General features: G+C 46.7%; 16 protein-coding genes. All 16 read left to right on the forward strand.

All coding sequences use genetic code 11. The features are described 5' to 3' along the window. Positions 1-175 precede the first annotated feature (175 nt). Positions 176-1,660 (forward strand): glycogen synthase GlgA, encoded by a 1,485-nt coding sequence (gene glgA / locus VLX91_16180; protein ID HUI31747.1) that lies wholly within the window; start codon positions 176-178, stop codon positions 1,658-1,660. Then, positions 1,657-2,070 (forward strand): hypothetical protein, encoded by a 414-nt coding sequence (locus VLX91_16185; GenBank protein ID HUI31748.1) that lies wholly within the window; start codon positions 1,657-1,659, stop codon positions 2,068-2,070. The genes glgA and VLX91_16185 overlap by 4 nt, the downstream gene beginning before the upstream one ends. Next, complete coding sequence (locus VLX91_16190; protein HUI31749.1) at positions 2,054-3,280, forward strand: DNRLRE domain-containing protein; 1,227 nt, start codon at positions 2,054-2,056, stop codon at positions 3,278-3,280. The genes VLX91_16185 and VLX91_16190 overlap by 17 nt, the downstream gene beginning before the upstream one ends. Next, the gene (locus VLX91_16195; protein ID HUI31750.1) at positions 3,277-4,581 is read left to right on the forward strand and encodes a hypothetical protein; all 1,305 of its coding nucleotides are present in this window, start codon (positions 3,277-3,279) and stop codon (positions 4,579-4,581) included. The genes VLX91_16190 and VLX91_16195 overlap by 4 nt, the downstream gene beginning before the upstream one ends. Positions 4,582-4,583: 2 nt before the next feature. Then, a complete protein-coding gene (gene rpiB / locus VLX91_16200) occupies positions 4,584-5,021 on the forward strand; it encodes a ribose 5-phosphate isomerase B (protein ID HUI31751.1) in 438 nt (145 codons plus the stop codon). A 28-nt stretch (positions 5,022-5,049) separates the two neighbouring features. Beyond that, positions 5,050-6,372: a serine hydroxymethyltransferase gene (gene glyA, locus VLX91_16205; protein ID HUI31752.1), complete on the forward strand. Its 1,323-nt coding sequence runs from the start codon at positions 5,050-5,052 to the stop codon at positions 6,370-6,372. Beyond that, positions 6,372-7,151, forward strand: a complete 780-nt coding sequence (tatC, locus tag VLX91_16210; protein ID HUI31753.1) for a twin-arginine translocase subunit TatC — start codon at positions 6,372-6,374, stop codon at positions 7,149-7,151. The genes glyA and tatC overlap by 1 nt, the downstream gene beginning before the upstream one ends. Positions 7,152-7,168: 17 nt before the next feature. Next, positions 7,169-8,140: a polyprenyl synthetase family protein gene (locus tag VLX91_16215; GenBank protein ID HUI31754.1), complete on the forward strand. Its 972-nt coding sequence runs from the start codon at positions 7,169-7,171 to the stop codon at positions 8,138-8,140. A 21-nt stretch (positions 8,141-8,161) separates the two neighbouring features. Then, the gene (locus VLX91_16220) at positions 8,162-9,043 is read left to right on the forward strand and encodes a patatin-like phospholipase family protein (protein ID HUI31755.1); all 882 of its coding nucleotides are present in this window, start codon (positions 8,162-8,164) and stop codon (positions 9,041-9,043) included. 141 nt (positions 9,044-9,184) lie between these two features. Next, positions 9,185-11,725, forward strand: coding sequence for a glycoside hydrolase family 2 TIM barrel-domain containing protein (locus VLX91_16225; protein HUI31756.1), 2,541 nt, complete (start codon positions 9,185-9,187; stop codon positions 11,723-11,725). 47 nt (positions 11,726-11,772) lie between these two features. Further along, positions 11,773-15,318, forward strand: coding sequence for a chromosome segregation protein SMC (gene smc, locus VLX91_16230; GenBank protein HUI31757.1), 3,546 nt, complete (start codon positions 11,773-11,775; stop codon positions 15,316-15,318). Continuing rightward, a complete protein-coding gene (locus VLX91_16235; GenBank protein HUI31758.1) occupies positions 15,315-16,028 on the forward strand; it encodes an MtnX-like HAD-IB family phosphatase in 714 nt (237 codons plus the stop codon). The genes smc and VLX91_16235 overlap by 4 nt, the downstream gene beginning before the upstream one ends. Next, positions 16,025-16,645 (forward strand): isoprenylcysteine carboxylmethyltransferase family protein, encoded by a 621-nt coding sequence (locus VLX91_16240; GenBank protein ID HUI31759.1) that lies wholly within the window; start codon positions 16,025-16,027, stop codon positions 16,643-16,645. The genes VLX91_16235 and VLX91_16240 overlap by 4 nt, the downstream gene beginning before the upstream one ends. Beyond that, complete coding sequence (gene lpxB / locus VLX91_16245) at positions 16,642-17,799, forward strand: lipid-A-disaccharide synthase (GenBank protein ID HUI31760.1); 1,158 nt, start codon at positions 16,642-16,644, stop codon at positions 17,797-17,799. Before VLX91_16240 ends, lpxB begins: the two co-directional genes overlap by 4 nt. Continuing rightward, entirely contained in the window at positions 17,760-18,845 is a 1,086-nt protein-coding gene (gene lpxK, locus VLX91_16250) for a tetraacyldisaccharide 4'-kinase (GenBank protein HUI31761.1), read from the forward strand. The genes lpxB and lpxK overlap by 40 nt, the downstream gene beginning before the upstream one ends. After that, positions 18,838-19,557: a gamma-glutamyl-gamma-aminobutyrate hydrolase family protein gene (locus VLX91_16255; GenBank protein ID HUI31762.1), complete on the forward strand. Its 720-nt coding sequence runs from the start codon at positions 18,838-18,840 to the stop codon at positions 19,555-19,557. Before lpxK ends, VLX91_16255 begins: the two co-directional genes overlap by 8 nt. Positions 19,558-19,587: the final 30 nt, after the last annotated feature.

The following is a 19,587-nucleotide window of genomic DNA, read 5'->3' on the forward strand; positions in this document are numbered from 1 at the left end:
TAATAAGGAGAAAAGCCCTAAACCAAGCTCAATCTGGAAACAAGATGTTAAAAAAGTATCATGACGTCGACATTGCTCGGATGTCGCGGACACTTGGAAAATTCCCGCCGGCACCACGGTTCGTTGATTATCAGCATTTTTTTTGGTACTTTTAACAAACAAATCGTGAAATGAAATGACAAGACCCCTCAATGTTTTATTCCTTTCCTCGGAGGTATTTCCTTTTGCAAAAACCGGAGGACTCGCCGATGTTGCCAGTGCGCTTCCGCAGGCTTTGAAAGAAATCGGAAACGACATCAGGCTCGCGATTCCACGATATGGATTTGTCAACGAAAGGAAATTCCGCATTCATGAAATAATCCGGTTAAAGAATATCGATATACCGATAGGGAAAAAAATTGCGAAGTTGGACGTCAAGTCGTCGTTTCTGGTCGGAGAACGAATAAAAGTCCAAATTTATTTTATCGACAACTCGGACTTTTACGGCAGGCCGGGAATCTATCAGGATCCGAGAGCGAAGAAGGATTACCACGATAACGATGAAAGATTTATTTTTTATTCGCGGAGCGTTTTTGAAATATTGAAGCGGCTGGGATGGGCACCGGACATAATTCATTGCAATGACTGGCAAAGCGGACTTGTGCCTGCATACTTGAAAAAGGTCTATGGCAAAGATCCGTTTTTCAAAAAGATCAGAACTCTATTCACGATTCATAACGTCGCTTATCAGGGCAACTTTCCCAAAGAGACATTCCAAAAAACAGGCTTGCCCGCGGACGTGTTCACCGCCGAGGGAGCGGAGTTTTACGGACAGCTCAGTTTTATGAAAGCAGGTATCGTTTATTCGGATTATATTACGACCGTGAGTGAAACATACAGTGAGGAGATTTCTGACGGGCAGGAGTACGGCTGCGGAATGGAAGGAATCCTGAAGAAAAGGAAAAAAGTCTTCACCGGGATTGTGAATGGGATCGACTATGCCATCTGGAATCCTGATACCGACAAATACATCCCGTTCAAGTACAGTGTTAAAACTCTCGACGCAAAGGTCGAAAACAAGAAATATCTATTGAAGCGTTTTAACATGAAATTTGACCCTAAAGCACCGCTCATCGGAATGGTGACGCGTCTCGTCGAACAGAAAGGGATCGATCTTTTGATCGAGGGGTTCCCTGAACTTATGAAAATGAATTTGCACTTTGTCCTTCTGGGAGCGGGCGAGAAGGAATATCATTCCAAATTAGAATCGCTGGTAAAAAAATATCCTGAAAAATTCGCCCTCGAGCTCAAATACGATGACGAGATGTCGCATCTGATCGAGGGAGCTGCCGATATATTTCTTATGCCCAGCAGATTCGAACCGTGCGGATTGAACCAGCTGTACAGCTTGAAATACGGCACAATTCCGGTTGTAAGAAGGACTGGAGGACTTGCCGATACGGTCAGCGAAGTGAATCTGCAGAAGGGAACCGGAACCGGCTTCTTCTTTGACAAGTACAAAGCAAGCGAGATGGTCAAGGCGGTTGCAAGAGCGATTGGGGTGTTCAGTGACGGAAAGAATTGGCAAAAGCTCATGCGAAACGCCATGGTCGAGGATTTCTCGTGGGAAAATTCTGCAAAACTCTACACAGAGCTTTACAATAAAATCTTAGAGAAGTGACGCGAGCAATCTTTATCGATCGCGACGGAAAGATTAATATCGACAAGGATCGCCTCACCGGTTCTGATCAAGTCGAATTCATACAAAATTCACCCGAAGCAATTTCTTCAGCTAATAATCTCGGATTGAAAGTCGTAGTAATCTCAAACCAGTCCGGAGTTGCCCGCGGTCTTGTGACGACCGGGCAAGTTGACCTCGATTTGTCTTCATCTTTTGTGGTAGGGGATAAATGGAGCAACGTAAAATACGGTGATAATGCAGCAGCAATAACCTCACTCGTCATGACCGGCTACGGCAAAACAGATTGCCAGCGGTGCATTGACGACCGAATCAAAATAGATTATCTTGCTGAAAGCCTTTACGATTTTGTCACTAATTTTGTCAAGAAAAAAATTGAAAAGAATAATTGAATTTTCTCTAGTAGCATGTGCCTTCGCATTGTGGATAGCTGGTTGCACAAACAGGTTTAACCAAACAGGATCGTGGCTTGTTACTAGCGACACCACGGTGACTCCGCATTTTTATGATTCAGATTCGCTGAGAGCAAAAGTGACCACGTCGGAAGTTAACCAGGGGTTGGCCAACGGCTCCGGTCTCTTTGACACTGTGCTATGCCTGGGTAAGGTTCCATGGTCAGAAGCGGATATGCTGTTGAATTTTGTTCTGCCTGATTCTATCTACAATGCGACCACTATCATGTCGGCGCAGGTAATATTGCGGCGCACCGCTTATGTTTTACAGGCGAACGGATCTAATGTGAACGCTTATGATGTCCACAATTTACAGTTTGAAGGCTATGCATTCGATACGTCATGGAACTCTGCCACATTTACCTGGGACAGCGTTGCACTTTTGCAGAGTGAAGGGAAGATTGAAAGCGCAAACATAGTTCTTACGTCGGCATCGTTTGTTAATGATTCGGATGTCGTGATTCAAATCGACACGGGTCTGGTAAGGCGCTGGGTGAAAGCGACTCAAGATAGTAATTTTACCAATGATGGTTTCATAATAAAACCAGCCAACACATCGGGCGTAGTATCAGTGTATTCATCCGCATACTCCGGTACCGGATATGAGCCTACGATTGAAATCTACTGCGTTATCAACGGAGTATCTGATACCGTCACTTCCACCACAAGCGCTTCGACCTACGTGGCGAACACTTCGATTTCTTCTCCCTCACAGACATTCGCAGTGCAAAGTGGTACAGGGCTTCACGGAAACATCGTTTTCGATCTGAGCCGTATTCCGAATTACTCCGTCGTGAACTTCGCACAGCTTACGTTATATACTAATTCTTCAGATACTCTTTATTCCGGTCAGTCGTCGGACTCTCTCTGGGCATATTATCAGACAGACCCGTCTACGCACGCTCTTAGTCTCGCCGGCGCTGCAGTCAGCACGCGTGACAGTGTTGTCAGGAATAAGTACACATTTCCCGTAGCATTGATAGTTCAGCAGATGCTTAGCAACCAAGGAAACTATGGTTATGGATTCATGATTACTCGATATGACGATTATAACAGTATCGATTCACGCTTCATCTATAACGAGAATGCCCCTGATTCTTTGAAGCCGAGACTTTCTATAATCTATGCACCGGCGGTAAGGAAAAAATGAAACGAAAATCAATTTTATTACTATTCCAGCGGTCCATTATCAGGGCCGCCCTTCTTGTGTTGCTGTTCTGCACCTCGAACGTTTGTGCGCAGGATGGAACACCGCTTGCGGCAAAAGGGATCGGCGCGTTCACGAGTTTCGGAAGCAGCTGGTCTGCAGGAATGGGCAATTCAGGCATCGCACTGACCGGAAACGGGTTCCTAAGTTGCTACAATCCTGCAACATGGTCCGGATTACAGAACGTGCAATTCACAGTGTCTTATGACTTTTCCGGTCTGACTTCCAGGGATGATTCAACTTCTTTGTCTTCGTACTATGCGAACGGAAATTTCGGCGGAGGAATTTTTGCTCTGCCGATCGATGCAAACCTTGGCATGACCGTAGCGGCCGGTTTTACTCCGCTTACATCCTACAATTTTTCGATCAACAGTTCGTTTGACTCTAATTATGTTCCCACTGTCCCCTCATACGCTTACAAGTCTTCAGGTTCCGGCGGATTGGGCGAAGGCTTTGTGGGGATGAGCTTCTCACCGTTCCACGATGTAAATCTAGGTGGGATGTTCCAGTATGCATTTGGCAGGATAGAAAATACGACCACCGTGGATTTCAACAATTCATCATATACAAATACGTACTCCGACTACAGCTCATACATGCAAGGTTCAAGCGGAACGATAGGAATTGTCCTGGACAGCCTCGATAAGCTGGTACAGACGGATTTCTTGAAAGGCGTTTCTCTCGGAGGATTTTATAAATTCGCTTATAATCTCAGGGGAACCTCTGTCCTGGAAAATCTTTATGAGGATACTCTTTATTCTCCGTTTTCGCAGGGTGCAAGAGGGTATATACCCCCCGAATTTGGAATCGGAATTTCAAAATCATTCAGCAACCGTGTTAGGGCAATGCTTGATATCAGGACGCAGTCATTTTCAAAATATTATGACACGTATACTCCGGCTGGCTCGTTAAAAGACGCCCTTTTTATTGGAGGGGGTGTGGAGATTCTTCAAGGACGGGAGTTCAGTTCGCTTTTCGATAAGAGAATCCTGCGTGCGGGGCTTTATTATCAAAAGACTCAATTTGTTGTGCGAACTAAATCCGGACAGGATAAGCAAATGGATGAATTTTTCTTGACTGCCGGCGTTGAGGTTCCGCTGAGTTTCTCTTCAACAGCATCTATTTCTGCTCAATACGGCTTGCGTGGATTATCAAGCGATTTTCTATTGAGAGAACAAATCTTCCGGCTGTATTTTTCAATCACGATGGGCGAAGGATGGTTTGCCCGTCCTGAAGGAGACTGAATTTGATAGCACTAGCTTCCGATCACGCCGGATTTGAATACAAAGAGAAACTGAAAAAGATCCTTGACCAGTTGCATGTTGAGTACAAGGATTTTGGCGCATATAACGATAAGCCGAGCGACTACCCGGACTATGCCTATGTAGCCGCCAAAGCCGTTGGAGCCGGAGAATGCGAGAAAGGAATACTTGTTTGTGGAAGCGGGATTGGAGTAGACATCGTTGCGAACAAGGTTGAGAACGTTCGATCTGCTCTCTGCGCGAACCTCGAAATGGCGGAACTGTCTCGAAGGCACAACAATGCAAACGTGCTGAGCATCGGTGAGAGGCTCACCGATTGGGACACAACTGAGAAGATGGTACGACTCTGGCTGTCGACGCCGTTTGACGGTGGGAGGCATGAGCGGCGTGTCAACAAGATTCACACTCTCACCGGATGTTAGCGAATTTTCAAATTCATAAAAGGATATCATGGATTTCATAGAGATTCTTAAAAAATCTGACGAGCAAGTTTTTCAGGCGATTGCAAATGAAATAGCCCGGCAAAATAATACGCTTGAGCTTATAGCGTCTGAAAATTTTGTAAGTAAAGCCGTCCTCGCTGCGGCCGGTTCCGTAATGACGAACAAGTATGCCGAAGGTTATCCCGGCAAGCGATATTACGGAGGATGTGAATTTGTCGATACAGCGGAGAATCTCGCGCGCGAGCGCGTGAAAAAATTGTTCGGTGCGGATTACGCCAATGTCCAGCCGCATTCCGGCTCTCAGGCGAACATGGCGGTTTATTTTTCATTTATAAAGCCTGGAGATAAAGTCCTCGGGATGAACCTATCCCACGGCGGCCATCTTACCCACGGCTCCCCGGTAAATTTCTCAGGCCAGCTGTACAATTTCGTCGCTTACGGTGTCAAGAAGGAAACAGGATATATAGACTACGATGAAGTGGAACGTATCGCCGTGAAAGAAAAACCGAAATTGATAACGGTCGGGGCCAGCGCGTATTCTCGCAACATAGACTATGAAAAGTTCCGTGAGATCGCCGACAAGATAGACGCATTTCTCTTCGCAGACATTGCGCATCCGGCCGGCTTGATTGCTTCAAAACTTTTGAATGATCCCTTGCCATATTGCCACGTCGTAACTTCGACGACCCATAAGACGCTGCGCGGTCCGAGGGGCGGGCTGATTCTAATGGGGAAAGACTTTGAAAATCCCTTTGGAGTCGTTGCACCGAAGAGCGGCCGCCGAAAGATGATGTCGGAGCTTGTCGACTCGATGGTGATACCTGGGATTCAGGGCGGACCTCTCATGCACATCATTGCCGCGAAAGCGGTTGCATTCCGTGAAGCGCTTCAACCGGAATTCATTACTTACTCAAAACAGGTCATTTCAAACGCGAGCGCTCTCGCTTCGTATCTTACGCAAAAGGGATTCGAAATAATTTCCGGCGGGACGGACAACCATTTGATGTTGATCGATCTTCGAAATAAAAATGTCACCGGGAAAGATGCGCAGGAGTCTCTCGATCGGGCCGGAATCACTGTAAATAAGAACGCAGTCCCCTTTGATGACAAGTCGCCGTTGATTACGAGTGGAATAAGAATCGGAACACCCGCCGTGACTACGCGGGGGTTCAAAGAAAAAGAGATGGCTGCTATAGCAGATTTGATAGACAGGGTCGTAATGAATATCGGGAGTGAGAAGATTTACCGTGAGGTCAAAGAGGACGTCGCGGAATTATGCAGCAAATTTCCCCTGTATGATCTTGTACGGGAGCATTCCTCTATTGGCTGATGAGTGAAAAAGTTGAAGATAATTTATCCGGCAACGACACCGCGGGAGAGATGTCCTTCTGGGGTCACCTCGAAGAACTTCGGAAGCGACTCATCTGGTCTCTTGTAGGCATAGTGATAGGTACGGCCATCTGTGCCATCTTCGCAGACTTCATCGTAAATAAGTTTCTTCTAGCGCCCGCGCTTCACAGCAAACCTCCCCTAAAGATACAGAACCTTAAACCGTATGGGCAGATGGTCTTGTACATGGAGATTATTTTTGTTGCCGGATTGGTTCTGAGTATTCCGAACACTCTTTATCATTTATGGAAATTCATAGAGCCTGCGCTGTATCCTAATGAACGTAAGTATATAGGGTGGATTGTTTTTTTCTCGACCTCCTTTTTCCTTATAGGAGGGGCATTCGCGTATTACGTTTTAATACCGAATGCACTCGGGTTCTTTGCGGTGTTCGGGTCGCCGTACATCGAGAACATTATTGATGTGCAATCGTACTTCGGGTTTCTCGTCGGAATAATTTTAGCAAGCGGCATAGTGTTTGAGCTTCCGATGCTGTCGTATTTTCTGGCGAGGCTTGGAATTCTGAGCCCGGAGTTTCTCCGCAAATATAGAAAACATGCCGTTATCGTAATCCTGCTCGTGGCCGCTTTGATCACTCCTCCGGATATTGCAAGCTGGATCATGATGTCGATTCCTCTTTACCTGCTTTATGAAGTATCCATAATAGTCGTACAGGTGACCCGCGCAAACAAACGGAAAAAAGAAGAAGCCTCCGCTTAATTTTTACGGGTGAATTTTTGGACATAAAGGAAATCATCTTTCCGATTAGAGAAGAGATAAAACTCTTCAACAAGGAGTTTAAGTCGGCAATCCGCTCATCGGTCGGTATCGTGGATACCATCGCAAGATATTTGCTGCACCAGAAAGGAAAGCAGATTCGTCCCATCCTGGTTCTGTTGTCTGCAAAGGCAAGCGGGAAGATCAGCGAGAGCACTTATCGGGCCGCTACACTCGTGGAACTTCTTCACACGGCCACACTGATCCATGATGATGTCGTCGACAACGCGGACGTGAGACGCGGTCTTGCCTCGATCAATGCAACATGGAAGAACAAGATTGCCGTCCTCATGGGAGATTATCTTCTTTCCCGCGGACTTTTGCTTTCGCTGGTTCATAATGAATACGAGTTTTTGCAGATCAGCTCCGCTGCGGTTAAACGGATGAGCGAAGGAGAACTTCTTCAAATCCAGAAATCGAGACAGCTTGATATGGATGACAGCACTTATTTCAGGATTATCTCCGATAAAACTGCGTCGCTGATTTCGAGCTGCTGCGAGATGGGTGCAGCGAGTGCAACAGATGACAAACGGGTTATAAATCATTTCAAAAATTTCGGCGAGTATCTCGGGATGGCATTTCAAATCCAGGATGATGTTCTGGATTACGAAGGGAAAAGGGCGACCCTTGGGAAACCGATAGGCAGTGACATTCGCGAAAGGAAAGTCACCCTTCCGTTTATTTATGCTCTCGGAAACGCACCAGAGCGAGAGGGCCGAAAGACGCTGAGGCTTCTTAAAAATGGGAAACGGGGTTCGAGGATTGATGAGGTGATTGAGTTTACGGAGCGTCATGGCGGCATAGATCGCGCGAGAGGGAAGGCTACGGAGTTTGTTCAGAAAGCGAAGATGGAACTTGAGGATATCCCCGGTTCTGCCGCGAAAGATGCCCTTCTGAACCTGACGCGCTTTGTGGTCGAGCGGGTGAACTAGCGCAACAAAGTGGTGCATTAATTGCTTTCAGTCAGGAAAAAGAATTCCGAATATGTCCTCGCCCTTGGCGGCGGCGGTGCCCGGGGATTGGCTCACATCGGCGTATTAAAAGTTCTTCAGGCTGAAGGAATCAACATCGGGGGAATCGCCGGCATAAGCATGGGTGCAATCATCGGTGCGATGTACGCTTACTACGGCAACGCTGTTGAAGTCGAAGAGATTTTCAAAAAATTCTTGCAGAGCCAATTTCATCAAAAATTCAGCAAAACATTTTTTCTCCTGTCCGAGAATCCGGACACTGTTCAGAGGCCGAGTAGAATCGTCAATAAATTGGGCCGTGGCTTTATTTATCTTAAGGCCGCCTCGAAGAAAGCACTCTTCTCCCAAAATATTTTGAAGGATACCCTCGATTATCTCCTGCCCGATATCCAATTCAGTGCCATGAGAATCCCGTTTATCAGCATCGCATCTGACTTGGTATCAGGACGGCAAGTAGTGTTTAGAAGCGGCAAGATTCGGCCTGCTGTAATTGCGAGTTCGCTCATACCGGGTATAGTTGAAACACTGAGATTAGGCAACTACGTTCTGACCGATGGCAGTGTCACCGGGATAGTGCCGGTAAAGGCGGCGCGTGACACATTCAGCGGAAAAGTAATTGCGGTCGATGTTTCAATGACAATGAGAAGAGATTTTGAGCTCCGAACGGCGTTTGATGTTGCACTGAGAGCGAATGAGATAACGAGTCACTTGCTGGATCAGACCTGTCTTGATATCGCCGATCATGTGATAAGCCCGAAAGTGGGAAATACTAATTGGGCAAACTTCGACAAGTTAGACGAGATGATTCATGCCGGCGAAGTTGCCGCCAGAAGATCGCTTAGCTGGTTTAAAAATTCAAAATAGGTAAGAATCCATTATCCGTCTCATTGCATTCCCCTCCAAAATTTGTTAAATTTATGGACAATGGGAGTTAAATCTCAATAAATGCTCCATCCGCACATTAGAAAGCTAACGATTCCGTTATTTTTCTTACTTTTCTCCTCTGTGTTTGCCCAAGAAGTTAGTCCTCAGGATGATCTGAGACAAAATGGGCTAACATACGTTCAGCTTACACCGACGAGGGGAAAAATCCTTCTCGACGGCGAGTGGCAGGCTTCCGCTGATAACGGCAAGACTTGGAAACTTGTGAATATCCCTGGAACGTTCGACGACAAGAATGTGATTTTTGAAAAACGCATTTTTATTCCCGATGAGGTGGTATCTAAGAATGTTTTTACGCTGACTCTTGGGACAGGAGGGACGACAACCGAGGTAAGAGTGAATAATGAATACGTCGTTCTTCATAACGGGGCATACTCGCAATTCGAAGTGAAGATACCGGACAGGCTTCTCCAATCAGGTGATGAGAATTTAATTCAAATAATTTGTAACAATGAGTTGAACCCCGTTTCCTCTATTCCATTGAAACAGCTTGCCTTCCAGCCGAAATGTTACGGCGGTTTGTTCAGGGATGTCTATCTTGAGGTGAAGCCTCCGATCTATATGGATAGACCTTCAATAAAGATTTCCATGAATCCGAATAACAGCGTCGCAACTTTAGAAAGTGATGTTGTTGTCTATGCGTCGGATTACACAAGGTACGGGTTGGATTCGACATCGACCTCGCTGTCGTTACGGGGTCACGCAGAGATAATAGACAAATCGACGGGGAAAGTGGTCGCAAAATCTGCCGATAATTCCTTTAGTCTTGCTCAGAATCATAATACTAAACTGCATTTCTCGATGCAGGTTCAAGACGTTAACCTCTGGTCGCCTGCAAGTCCCAATTTATATGAGGCAGTTTTTTATTTAAACAAGTCGAGCAAAGGCTCGGATCTGATAGATGAGTATTCAGAGAATATCGGTTTCAGATCCTTTCAGCTTTCTAACGGAAAATTCTTTCTGAATTCAGACCCGATTTTCATAAAGGGCGTTAATTACGTTGTCGACTATCCTAAAGCAGAAGCCGCAGTCGACGACGTCCAGATAGAAAAGGACATCGCTGTTATTAAGACTCTCGGTGCTAATGCGATCAGAGTGGTTAACTATCCGCCTTCACCGGAATTGCTCGACCTTTGCGACCGGTTCGGCTTGATGGTTTTTGAAGAGACGCCCCTTACCGATGCGCCGCCTTCAGTTATAGAGGACAGCCAGTACAAAAGAGCATTGCAGAACTATCTCAGGGAATTGATATCCTTAACGTGTTCTCACCCGTGCGTTGTCGCGGTGTCGGCAGGAAGCAACCTCGATCCAACATCGAAGGCGACGGTAGATCTTATTTCATCGATGACTTCGATTGTTCATGACGATGCGGATAGACTGGTCTACTACACGCCTCTGGCCGGTCCGGTTGACGGGATTGCTACTGATGCGGACTTTGTGGGCTTGGACTTAACGCAGTTCAACTCAGCCAGGAAGCTCAAAGATTTTTTGACAAATCTTTCGCAGCAGTACCCGAGCACCGTGTTTTGGATTTCTTCCGTAGGAACTCAATGCCAAATGAGCAACCATGACGGTTACTCCGACCCTCTTTCTCTTGAACATCAGGCAAGATACCTGGTGGATGCTTACGGAGCAGCGGAGGAAGCGAATGTCGCCGGCGTTTCGATAAATAGTTTTGCCGATTGGGAGGGTGCGACGCCGCATCTCATGCAAAACGGACACCCGTATTTATATACCTTCGGTCTGGTAAGCTATTGGCGGGAAAAGCGCCCTGCATTTATGGCCGTCCGTTCGCTCTTCAGTGACGAGACTCTTCCTATTTTGCCGATAGGAAATTATGCGGATTCGCCGCCGATAATTTACGTGATATTGTCGACGCTGCTTCTTGTGATGGTGACGTATCTTCATTACAGTCGAAGGTGGTTCCGCGAAAGCGCTGCACGGGCAATATTCAGGCCGTATAATTTTTTTGCGGACATACGCGACCAAAGGATGATCTCTGCTTTCCAGACTTTCACGGTGCTGCTGCTGGTCGCGGCAGGAATTGCAATTTATCTATCGTCTCTCTTTTATGCATATCGTGACAACTACGTTTTCGATCGCCTTCTTGGGATTCTGATACCGAGCGATTTTCTAAAAATAAAAATTGATTACTTAGTCTGGCATCCCGCGGAATTTATTCTCGCGTTCACCGCCTTTTGTATGGTCGTAATTTCATTTATCACTCTGGTCATTAAACTCTTTTCCCTCATCGCAAAAATACGGCTCCAGCTGGTAAGCGCATTTACGGTCGCAACGTGGTCGACACTTCCGATGGCGGTTTTAATTCTGGTTGACATGATCCTTTTTAGACTGCTCGGCGATTCAAGATTCGTCTGGGGAGCCTGGATCGTTCTTGTCCTCCTATTCTTGTGGAGTCTTCTCAGATTATTCCATGGCATCGGCGTGATATATGATCTTCCGACTCTGCGGGTCGGCATCATCGGCTCGGTATTTTTGATAATAGTGATCGTACTGTTGACTGTTTACTATAACGGAACAGACGGCGTTCTCTCCTACACGAAATTTTTCTATAATTTCTTATCTCAGAACAAGTTTATATAGAATGAGCGGTGGTGCACGTGAACGTAAAAAGAGGATAGAATAATCAAATGTTTCTCTCCAAGTTAGAATTATTCGGCTTCAAATCGTTCGCGACAAAGACGGAGCTTACGTTCAACGGCGGGATAACATCCGTCGTCGGACCGAACGGGTGCGGCAAAACCAACGTACTCGATTCAATACGTTGGGTGCTCGGCGAGCAGCGTACCAGTATGCTTCGAAGCGATTCCATGGAGAACGTGATCTTTAACGGCTCTGAGAACCGGAAAGCTCTTGGAATGGCAGAGGTAACAATCACTTTGAAAAATGACAAGGGACTGCTTCCGGTAGATTATTCCGAGGTAAGCATAACGCGCCGGGTGTTTCGCTCCGGCGAGGGAGAGTACTTTGTCAACCGCAATCAGTGTCGCCTGAAAGACATCCAGGATATGCTTATGGATTCGGGCATGGCTCCAACGGCATATTCCGTGATTGAACTTAAGATGGTCGAGGATATTTTGCGCGAAAATGCGGACGAGCGAAGAAAAATGTTCGAAGAAGCCTCAGGTGTGACAAAGTACAAGGCAAGAAGGAAAGCCGCTCTCGGTAAGCTTGACGACGTCCGGAGGGACCTATTGAGGGTGAACGATCTGATCGCCGAGATTGAGAAGAAAGTGAATTCCCTTGAGCGGCAGGCGAAAAAGGCGGAGCACTACAAGCAGTTTATGGACGAATTGAATCTCCTCGAGCGGCAATATTTGTTCGCCGAGTACAGCTCGGTTTTGTCTAAAATTGCGCCGCTTAGAGAAAGTTTGTCCGTGAGCGAAACCGAAAAGGCAAACTCGCTCGATGCACTTTCACATCAAGAGGAGATCTTAAAGCTGATTCGTTCCGAAATCGATGATTGCGAAAAGAGCCTGTCAATTTTGCGCCAGCAGCGGGCGACCAAGCAGACCGATCTTCACGCAGTCGATGAGGAAGTCGCAGTATTGAGCGAACGAAAACGCGGACTCAACGAAAATGTTTCTTCACTCGATAAGCGGAAAATTGATCTCGCTGCAAAGAACGAGTCGCTTTTGTCGCAGATGAATGAGCTCGAATTGAGCCTTGATGAATCGATCGAGGAAGAGAAGGAGCTTTCTGTTTCTCTGGCGACCGAACAGGAGGACTTTAGAAATTCCGAACAACAGCTCTTCTCCGCAAGAGAGAAATCAAATGCGAGCCATGATGATCTGATACAGATATTGAATGGCCTTGCGGTCAAGCAGAACGAGCGGGAGCGATGCCATGCCCGGCTTGAGAGACTCCAGTCGCACAACGAGGAGCTCGCGATCAGGATGAATCAGCTTGAGACCGAGAAAGACGAGTTATCATCGAGGGTCGAAGGCTCGCGTGCGGAAAAACAAAAAATCATCGATGGAATAGAGAGTGAGAAAAAAAACCTCACTGATTTCGAAAGACATCGTGAGGAGTTGTTCAGCGAAGTGGAGCGAGAAAAGCAAAGAGCGCAGAAACTTCGGGACCGACAGCAGGCAAATGACGCAAGAGCGGATTTCTTGAACGGTCTCGTCGAACATTTGGAAGGCGTTCCGGATGGCGCGAAGGCGCTTGCGCGCGGCGAGGTTGCCGGTCTCCCTAAGTTTGAAATTCTAAGCGACATTTTTTACGTGGAGCCGGATTATCGAATTGCCGCGGAATCGATTCTCGGTGAGGCATCGAATTTTCTTGTAGCTCCCGACGAGCATGCCGCGCTGAGCGCAGTGGATGCACTTAGAAAGCGTGACCTTGGAAAAGTAACTTTTATTTGTCGCGATAAAATAGTCTCTCCGGCGCCGCGGCCGAACCCGGCCGCACAGAGACGGCTGATGGATCATGTATCGACTTCTACTGAGAACATTCAGATTGGGAAATATTTTTTTGAAAATGTTGCGGTCGTCGAAAATTTTTCCGAGGCCGAGAAAATTCTGCAGGAAGATGGCTCAGTTACGTGCGTAAATTTTTCGGGAGATGTTTTTTCTTCAAAAGGTATAATCAGGGGCGGAAGCACGCGTAAGACCGAAGGCGGCAGGGTCGGAAAATTAAAACAACTCGAAGAACTCAAGAGTGAAAGTCAAAAATTATCCGGCGAATTGTCCGGCGTCGAAAGAGAGATTGCCGCACTTCAATCGCAAATTGATGGAATTCCGATCAAAACCGGGAACGATACTCTAAGGAATCTTGAGCTGCAATTGGCGCGTGTTGAGCAATCTAATGTCGAAAGCGAGCGAAGCCTTCAAAACGTCGAAACCCAAATTGTCGACATGCATGCCAGAGTTATGAAATTGGGAACTGAGATTTCCGATGCGGACGCAGAGCTTGCTAAGGTCGAAGCCGCTTTGAGTGAAGTGAGCCTGCGCAAAAGTTCGTCCGAAGATGATTATCAGAAAACTCTGGAGGCGGTTAAGACGATTGAGGATGCCTACAGGCAGAAAAACGATATCTTGAGGGAAGTCCAGGCACAGCACATCGAGTGCGTCAACAAGCTGAACTTTCTTAAACGGGAGATAGAAACCTCACGCCAGCAGGTCGCCACAAATCTCGAAGGAATTTCGAGAGCGGACGAGGACATCGAGACAGCAAAGCTTGCAATCGAACAAGCAGGCAAGAAATTAAGTGAACACGAAGATCGGCGGGTAAACTTGCGCTCTGAAATCGACGCCCTGGATGCTCAGACGAATGGTTTGATGGTGAAGCTGTCTTCGAAGAAAGACGAGAGTGAAGTTGAAGAGAAAGAGTTACGGGATGCTCGCGCGAATCACGAGACGGCAATTGAGGCTGTCCATCAGGTAACTCTGAAGATTGGCGAACTTGATGCCCATGCGGATGCGATTCTGGAGCGCGCGAAAGAAGAATACAATTTGGATGTTTCACAGCAGACGGCGGAATCCATGAATCTTTCTGCAGGCTTTGATGCGGGAGCCGCTCATGAGCGCATAAACTACCTCAAAGGAAGAATCGAATCGTTCGGACCAGTCAACCTCGTCGCTTTTTCGGAATACACTGAAGAGAAGCAGAGGCTGGATTTTCTCACCGCTCAGCGTGGGGATTTGCTGGAAGCTGAGAAGACTTTGAAAGAAACCGTCGAGGAGATAAACCGTACAGCGCACCAGAAGTTCAAGGATACTTTCGACCAAATTTCGGAAAATTTTAAAGTAACATTTCAAAGTCTGTTCGACGGTGGAGAAGCTGAGCTCCGGTTGGAGGAGAATGTGGATCCGCTTGAAGCAAAGATAGAGATAATGGCGAAGCCCGCTGGAAAGAAACCGCAGTCGATCGACTTGCTTTCCGCTGGAGAAAAAACTTTAACCGCTATTGCATTGCTTTTCTCCATCTATCTCGTTAAGCCAAGCCCGTTTTGCATTCTAGATGAAGTCGATGGTCCGTTGGACGATAACAATACCGACAACTTTGTAAGAATGATCAAGAGATTTTCCGGAGATACGCAGTTCATTGTAATTACTCATAACAAGCGTACCATGGAAGCCGCCGACACTTTGTACGGAGTGACGATGGAGGAGCAGGGAGTTTCAAAAGTCGTCGCGGTTAGATTTGTAGACGATTGGGTGGCAAAGGAATGACCAGTTTACGACCTAAGGTATTCGTCGACTTTGACGGAACCATCACGACGCAGGATGTCGGGAACCAATTTTTTAGAAAATTCGGAAACGAAACGGAGTCGCTGAAAGCGGTTGAGATGTGGAAGGCAGGCAAAATGTCCGGACGAGACCTGACGCTGAAAGAGGCTGAATATGTTGCGGTGGACGAGGAAGATGCTTTAAGGTATGTCGAAACTTTCCAGATCGATCCAACATTCAAAGATTTTATCGCATACTGCAGATCGAGCTCGATGGAAATTTCCGTTCTAAGCGATGGACTCGATTTTTACATCAAAAGAATTTTCGACTTGAACGGGATATCGGGTGTCCCGTTTTATTCAAATATTGTTCGTTTCAATTCAAACGGAATCCGTGTTGAGTTCCCTTATCAGTCGGACTGCAGCAAGTGCGGTAATTGCAAGGGTCATCAAATTCTGACGAGGACCGGGATTGATGACGTCGTAATCTACATAGGAAACGGATTTTCGGACCGGTGTGCCGTTCAATACGCCGATGTGATTTTCGCGAAGGACGAGCTGTTGAAATATTGCGAGGAAAGCAACATCACGTATTTCCCGTTCGAGACTTTTGAAGATGTGATGAGAAAAATGAACAAGACTTTCAATGATGGAAAGTTCAGAAAGCGCCATCGCGCGGAACTGAAACGCAGAGAGGCTTATCTGGCAGAATGACGGCATTAATAAATAGAAATTGGAAAAACTATTTGTTCACCTACAGGAGCTATACGCCTATCCCTTTTTTGATAGCCATGATATGGTTTGCTTCGCCGACGGTCATGTCGCTCGCTGTTGGTTTCGTCATTTCGCTCTTAGGAGAAGCGATACGTTTCTGGGGAGTATTATATGCGGGAAGCGAGACACGCACTACAGGAAAGGCGGGCGGGACACAGCTTGTTACAAGCGGCCCTTACGCTCACGTAAGGAATCCGCTGTACATCGGAAATATCCTGATATACCTAGGTGTTGGAATCATGTCGAATGCCCTTGTACCATGGCTGCAATTGATCGCTCTCTTTTATTTTATTCTCCAATACCGGGCCATTGTAAGCATCGAGGAAGAATATTTATCGAAGACGTTTTCCGATTGGAAAATCTATTGCGCAAATGTGCGTCGTTTTGTTCCGAAATTAAAGACATTTCGAATTAATGATGATGTTGTTCCCGGCAGGCCGAATCCGCGACCTAATTTTCCGAGGGCCGTTCGCTCGGAACGCTCGTCCTTAATTGCGCTGACTTCATTGACAATTCTCCTGATCGTATTTCGCGTAATATCCAGGGGTGGTGCATGAGCAAGACTTGTATGATTATTGCTGGTGAAATTTCCGGCGATAAGCACGCCGCTCGAGTGGTCGAGAGAATGAAAAGAGAAAGAGACCTGCGAGTGATTGGAATCGGAGGAGACAGGATGAAGGCTGCCGGAGTTGAACTGCTCTATCATGTGAAAGAAATGTCGGTGATGGGGTTTGGCGAAATCATATCAAAGCTCCCGTTCTTCAGGAAAGTCAGACGCGATTTATCCCGCGTGATTGCAGAGGAAAAACCTTCGGCGGTGATTCTCGTCGATTATCCCGGTTTCAATTTACGCTTTGCAGAACTTGCAAAGAGAAAAGGGTTGAAGGTGGTTTATTTCATAAGCCCGCAAATATGGGCATGGGGAAAAGGCCGCATAAAGAAAATTCGACGGACTGTAGATTTAATGCTCACCATCTTCAAGTTTGAAGAAGAAATGTATAAGAAGGAAAATGTGACCGCTCACTTTATCGGCCACCCCCTCGTCGACGAGATGAAAATTCCGCGCGCCGGCGAGGTCGAGAATTTCCGAGAAAAGTACTCAAGTGCTCTTTCGGCAGTAAATAAAAGGAGGAAATTTCTTGCGCTGCTGCCGGGAAGTCGGATGCAGGAGATAAAGCGGATTTTGCCGACGATGCTTGAATCAGTTAAAGTCCTGAAGATGGAATTAGCAGATGATGGCATCGAGCTTGAGACGATAATCGGATGTGCTCCTGGTGTCGAAGATGAAACATACCACAAAATCGTGGAACAATCTGGATTCAATGCTCATTTGTGCCTTGAGGTAGAATTGCTGATGAGTTCAGCAGATGCAGGAATGGTGACAAGCGGCACGGCAACACTTGAGGCAGCTCTGCATAATTTGCCAATCGTGGTCGTGTACAAAACAAGCTTCGCTACATATTTCATAGGAAGATTGCTCGTCCGGTTAAAATCCATCTCGCTGGTAAATATCGTGGCACAGCAAGAAATTGTCCATGAATTAGTTCAATACGGCTTCAAACCCCCAATGGCGGCGGCATTCGTCAAAGAGATCTTGACAGACAATCAAGCTGTGGATGAGATCAGGCGCAAGTATGCAGAACTGAAAAACATTATTGGCGGTGAGGGAGCATGCGACAGGGCAGCCGAATTGATATTGAAGATGATTTGATGGCACGGGGAATAAGAGATTTATTGTTGCCGTTCAGCACGTTATTTGGCGGTGTTGTTGCGGCAAGAAATTATGGCTATGATAATCGTTTTCTTAGGATTAAGAAATTACCGAAGCCGGTCATTTCCGTCGGGAACATCTCCGTCGGCGGTTCGGGCAAGACGCCATTTGTGATGTATTTGGTAGAAAAGATTTTATCGCTCGGCAAAAAACCGGCTGTTCTGTCGCGGGGGTACAAGCGTGTGACAGATGATTTGATTATTTCATGTCCGCAAAAAGGGATTGAGCCGGACGTTCGAATGGTTGGAGATGAGCCTGCATTGATCTCCCAGAATTTTCCGGACATTCCCGTCGCTGTCCGGAAGGATCGTTATCATGCCGGGCTCGATGTCCTTGAAAAATTTGACGTGGATGTTTTCGTCTTGGATGACGGATTTCAAAATAGAGGGCTGCACCGCGACTTGGATTTTGTCCTGCTCAGAGGCTCCCTGGAAGACCTAAAGGATTATTATTTGCCATCGGGCCGCTTACGCGATTCTAAAAGGAGGATACGCCGGGCCGATCTGGTTGTCCTTACGTCACACGGTGAGTGGAGCATCCCCGGGGGGGATTTCCTAAGGAATTACTCGAGTATTCCGATGGCCGGAGTAAGTTTTTTGCCGTGTTATTTCACGGATCATGCCGGACAGAGATATCCCCTTGAGATGATCGCCGGCAGAGAAGTTGCGGCCTTTTGTGCAATCGCAATGCCCGGACAGTTCTTTTCAGGAATCGAAAGCTTGAAGCCAGGAGCTGTGTCAAAAAGAACTTTTCGAGATCATCACTGGTTCGACGAATATGATATCGATGAAATATTCGGCGGCAATGAAGACTTGATAGCGGTGACGACGGCGAAAGACGCGATGCGGATTTTTCTCGATGAAGAGTTGTGCGAGAAGGAGGAAGTGAAACAGATTTTTGCCCTGAACGAGAAAGCCATGGTCTGTTTCGGCGAAGATCATATAGAAGCAGCGCTCGTAAAAACCTTTGGTGAAAGTAATGAGTGACAGGATCCGAAAGGTAGGAATGTCTGATTGCGGAGAAAAAGATGTTAATTACGAAAACTTCTTGCGACTTCTTCCCGATTCGGAAATTATCGTGCTGTCGAAACACAATTCAGATGAGCTTGAAAATTGTGACGGCCTCGTCTTGACGGGCGGCGTCGATGTCGCACCTGAACTTTACGGTGAATGGCCCGATGAAACGGTGAAAGTTGATTCGGAAAGAGATGGCATCGAATATAAGATGATCGATGCGGCTTTGAAAAGGGATATCCCGATCGTTGGGATCTGCCGCGGCCTGCAGGTATTAAATGTCTATTTTGGCGGTACGCTGATAATCGATCTGGAAAAATTTCACGGAAGAAATCACCGGGCAATTTCAGATGATGAAGACAGGTTTCACAAGGTTATTCTGATTAGTGAATCGAAGTTGAAAAATTACATAAAGCAGGAGGATGGAATAGTAAATAGTTCGCACCATCAAGCTGCAGACAGGATCGGCAGCGGATTGAAAGTCGTCGCGCGTGCCGATGACGGAACAGTCGAAGCGATTGAAAGCAGTGATGGACGGAGTATTGTCGCCGTTCAATGGCATCCTGAGCGGTTGAAGGCCGACAGCCCTTTTTCGCGGGGTGTGCTCGCTCTGTTCGATTATTATCTAAAAGATGCCGTCCCGAAGAAGGTCTTCGGGCAAAAGAGCATTTCTATACAGCAATGATCAAGAGAAAAATATCTTAGAAAATAACAT

It is taken from the genome of Candidatus Acidiferrales bacterium (assembly GCA_035515795.1).
Taxonomy (GTDB): domain Bacteria; phylum Bacteroidota; class Ignavibacteria; order Kryptoniales; family JAKASW01; genus JAKASW01.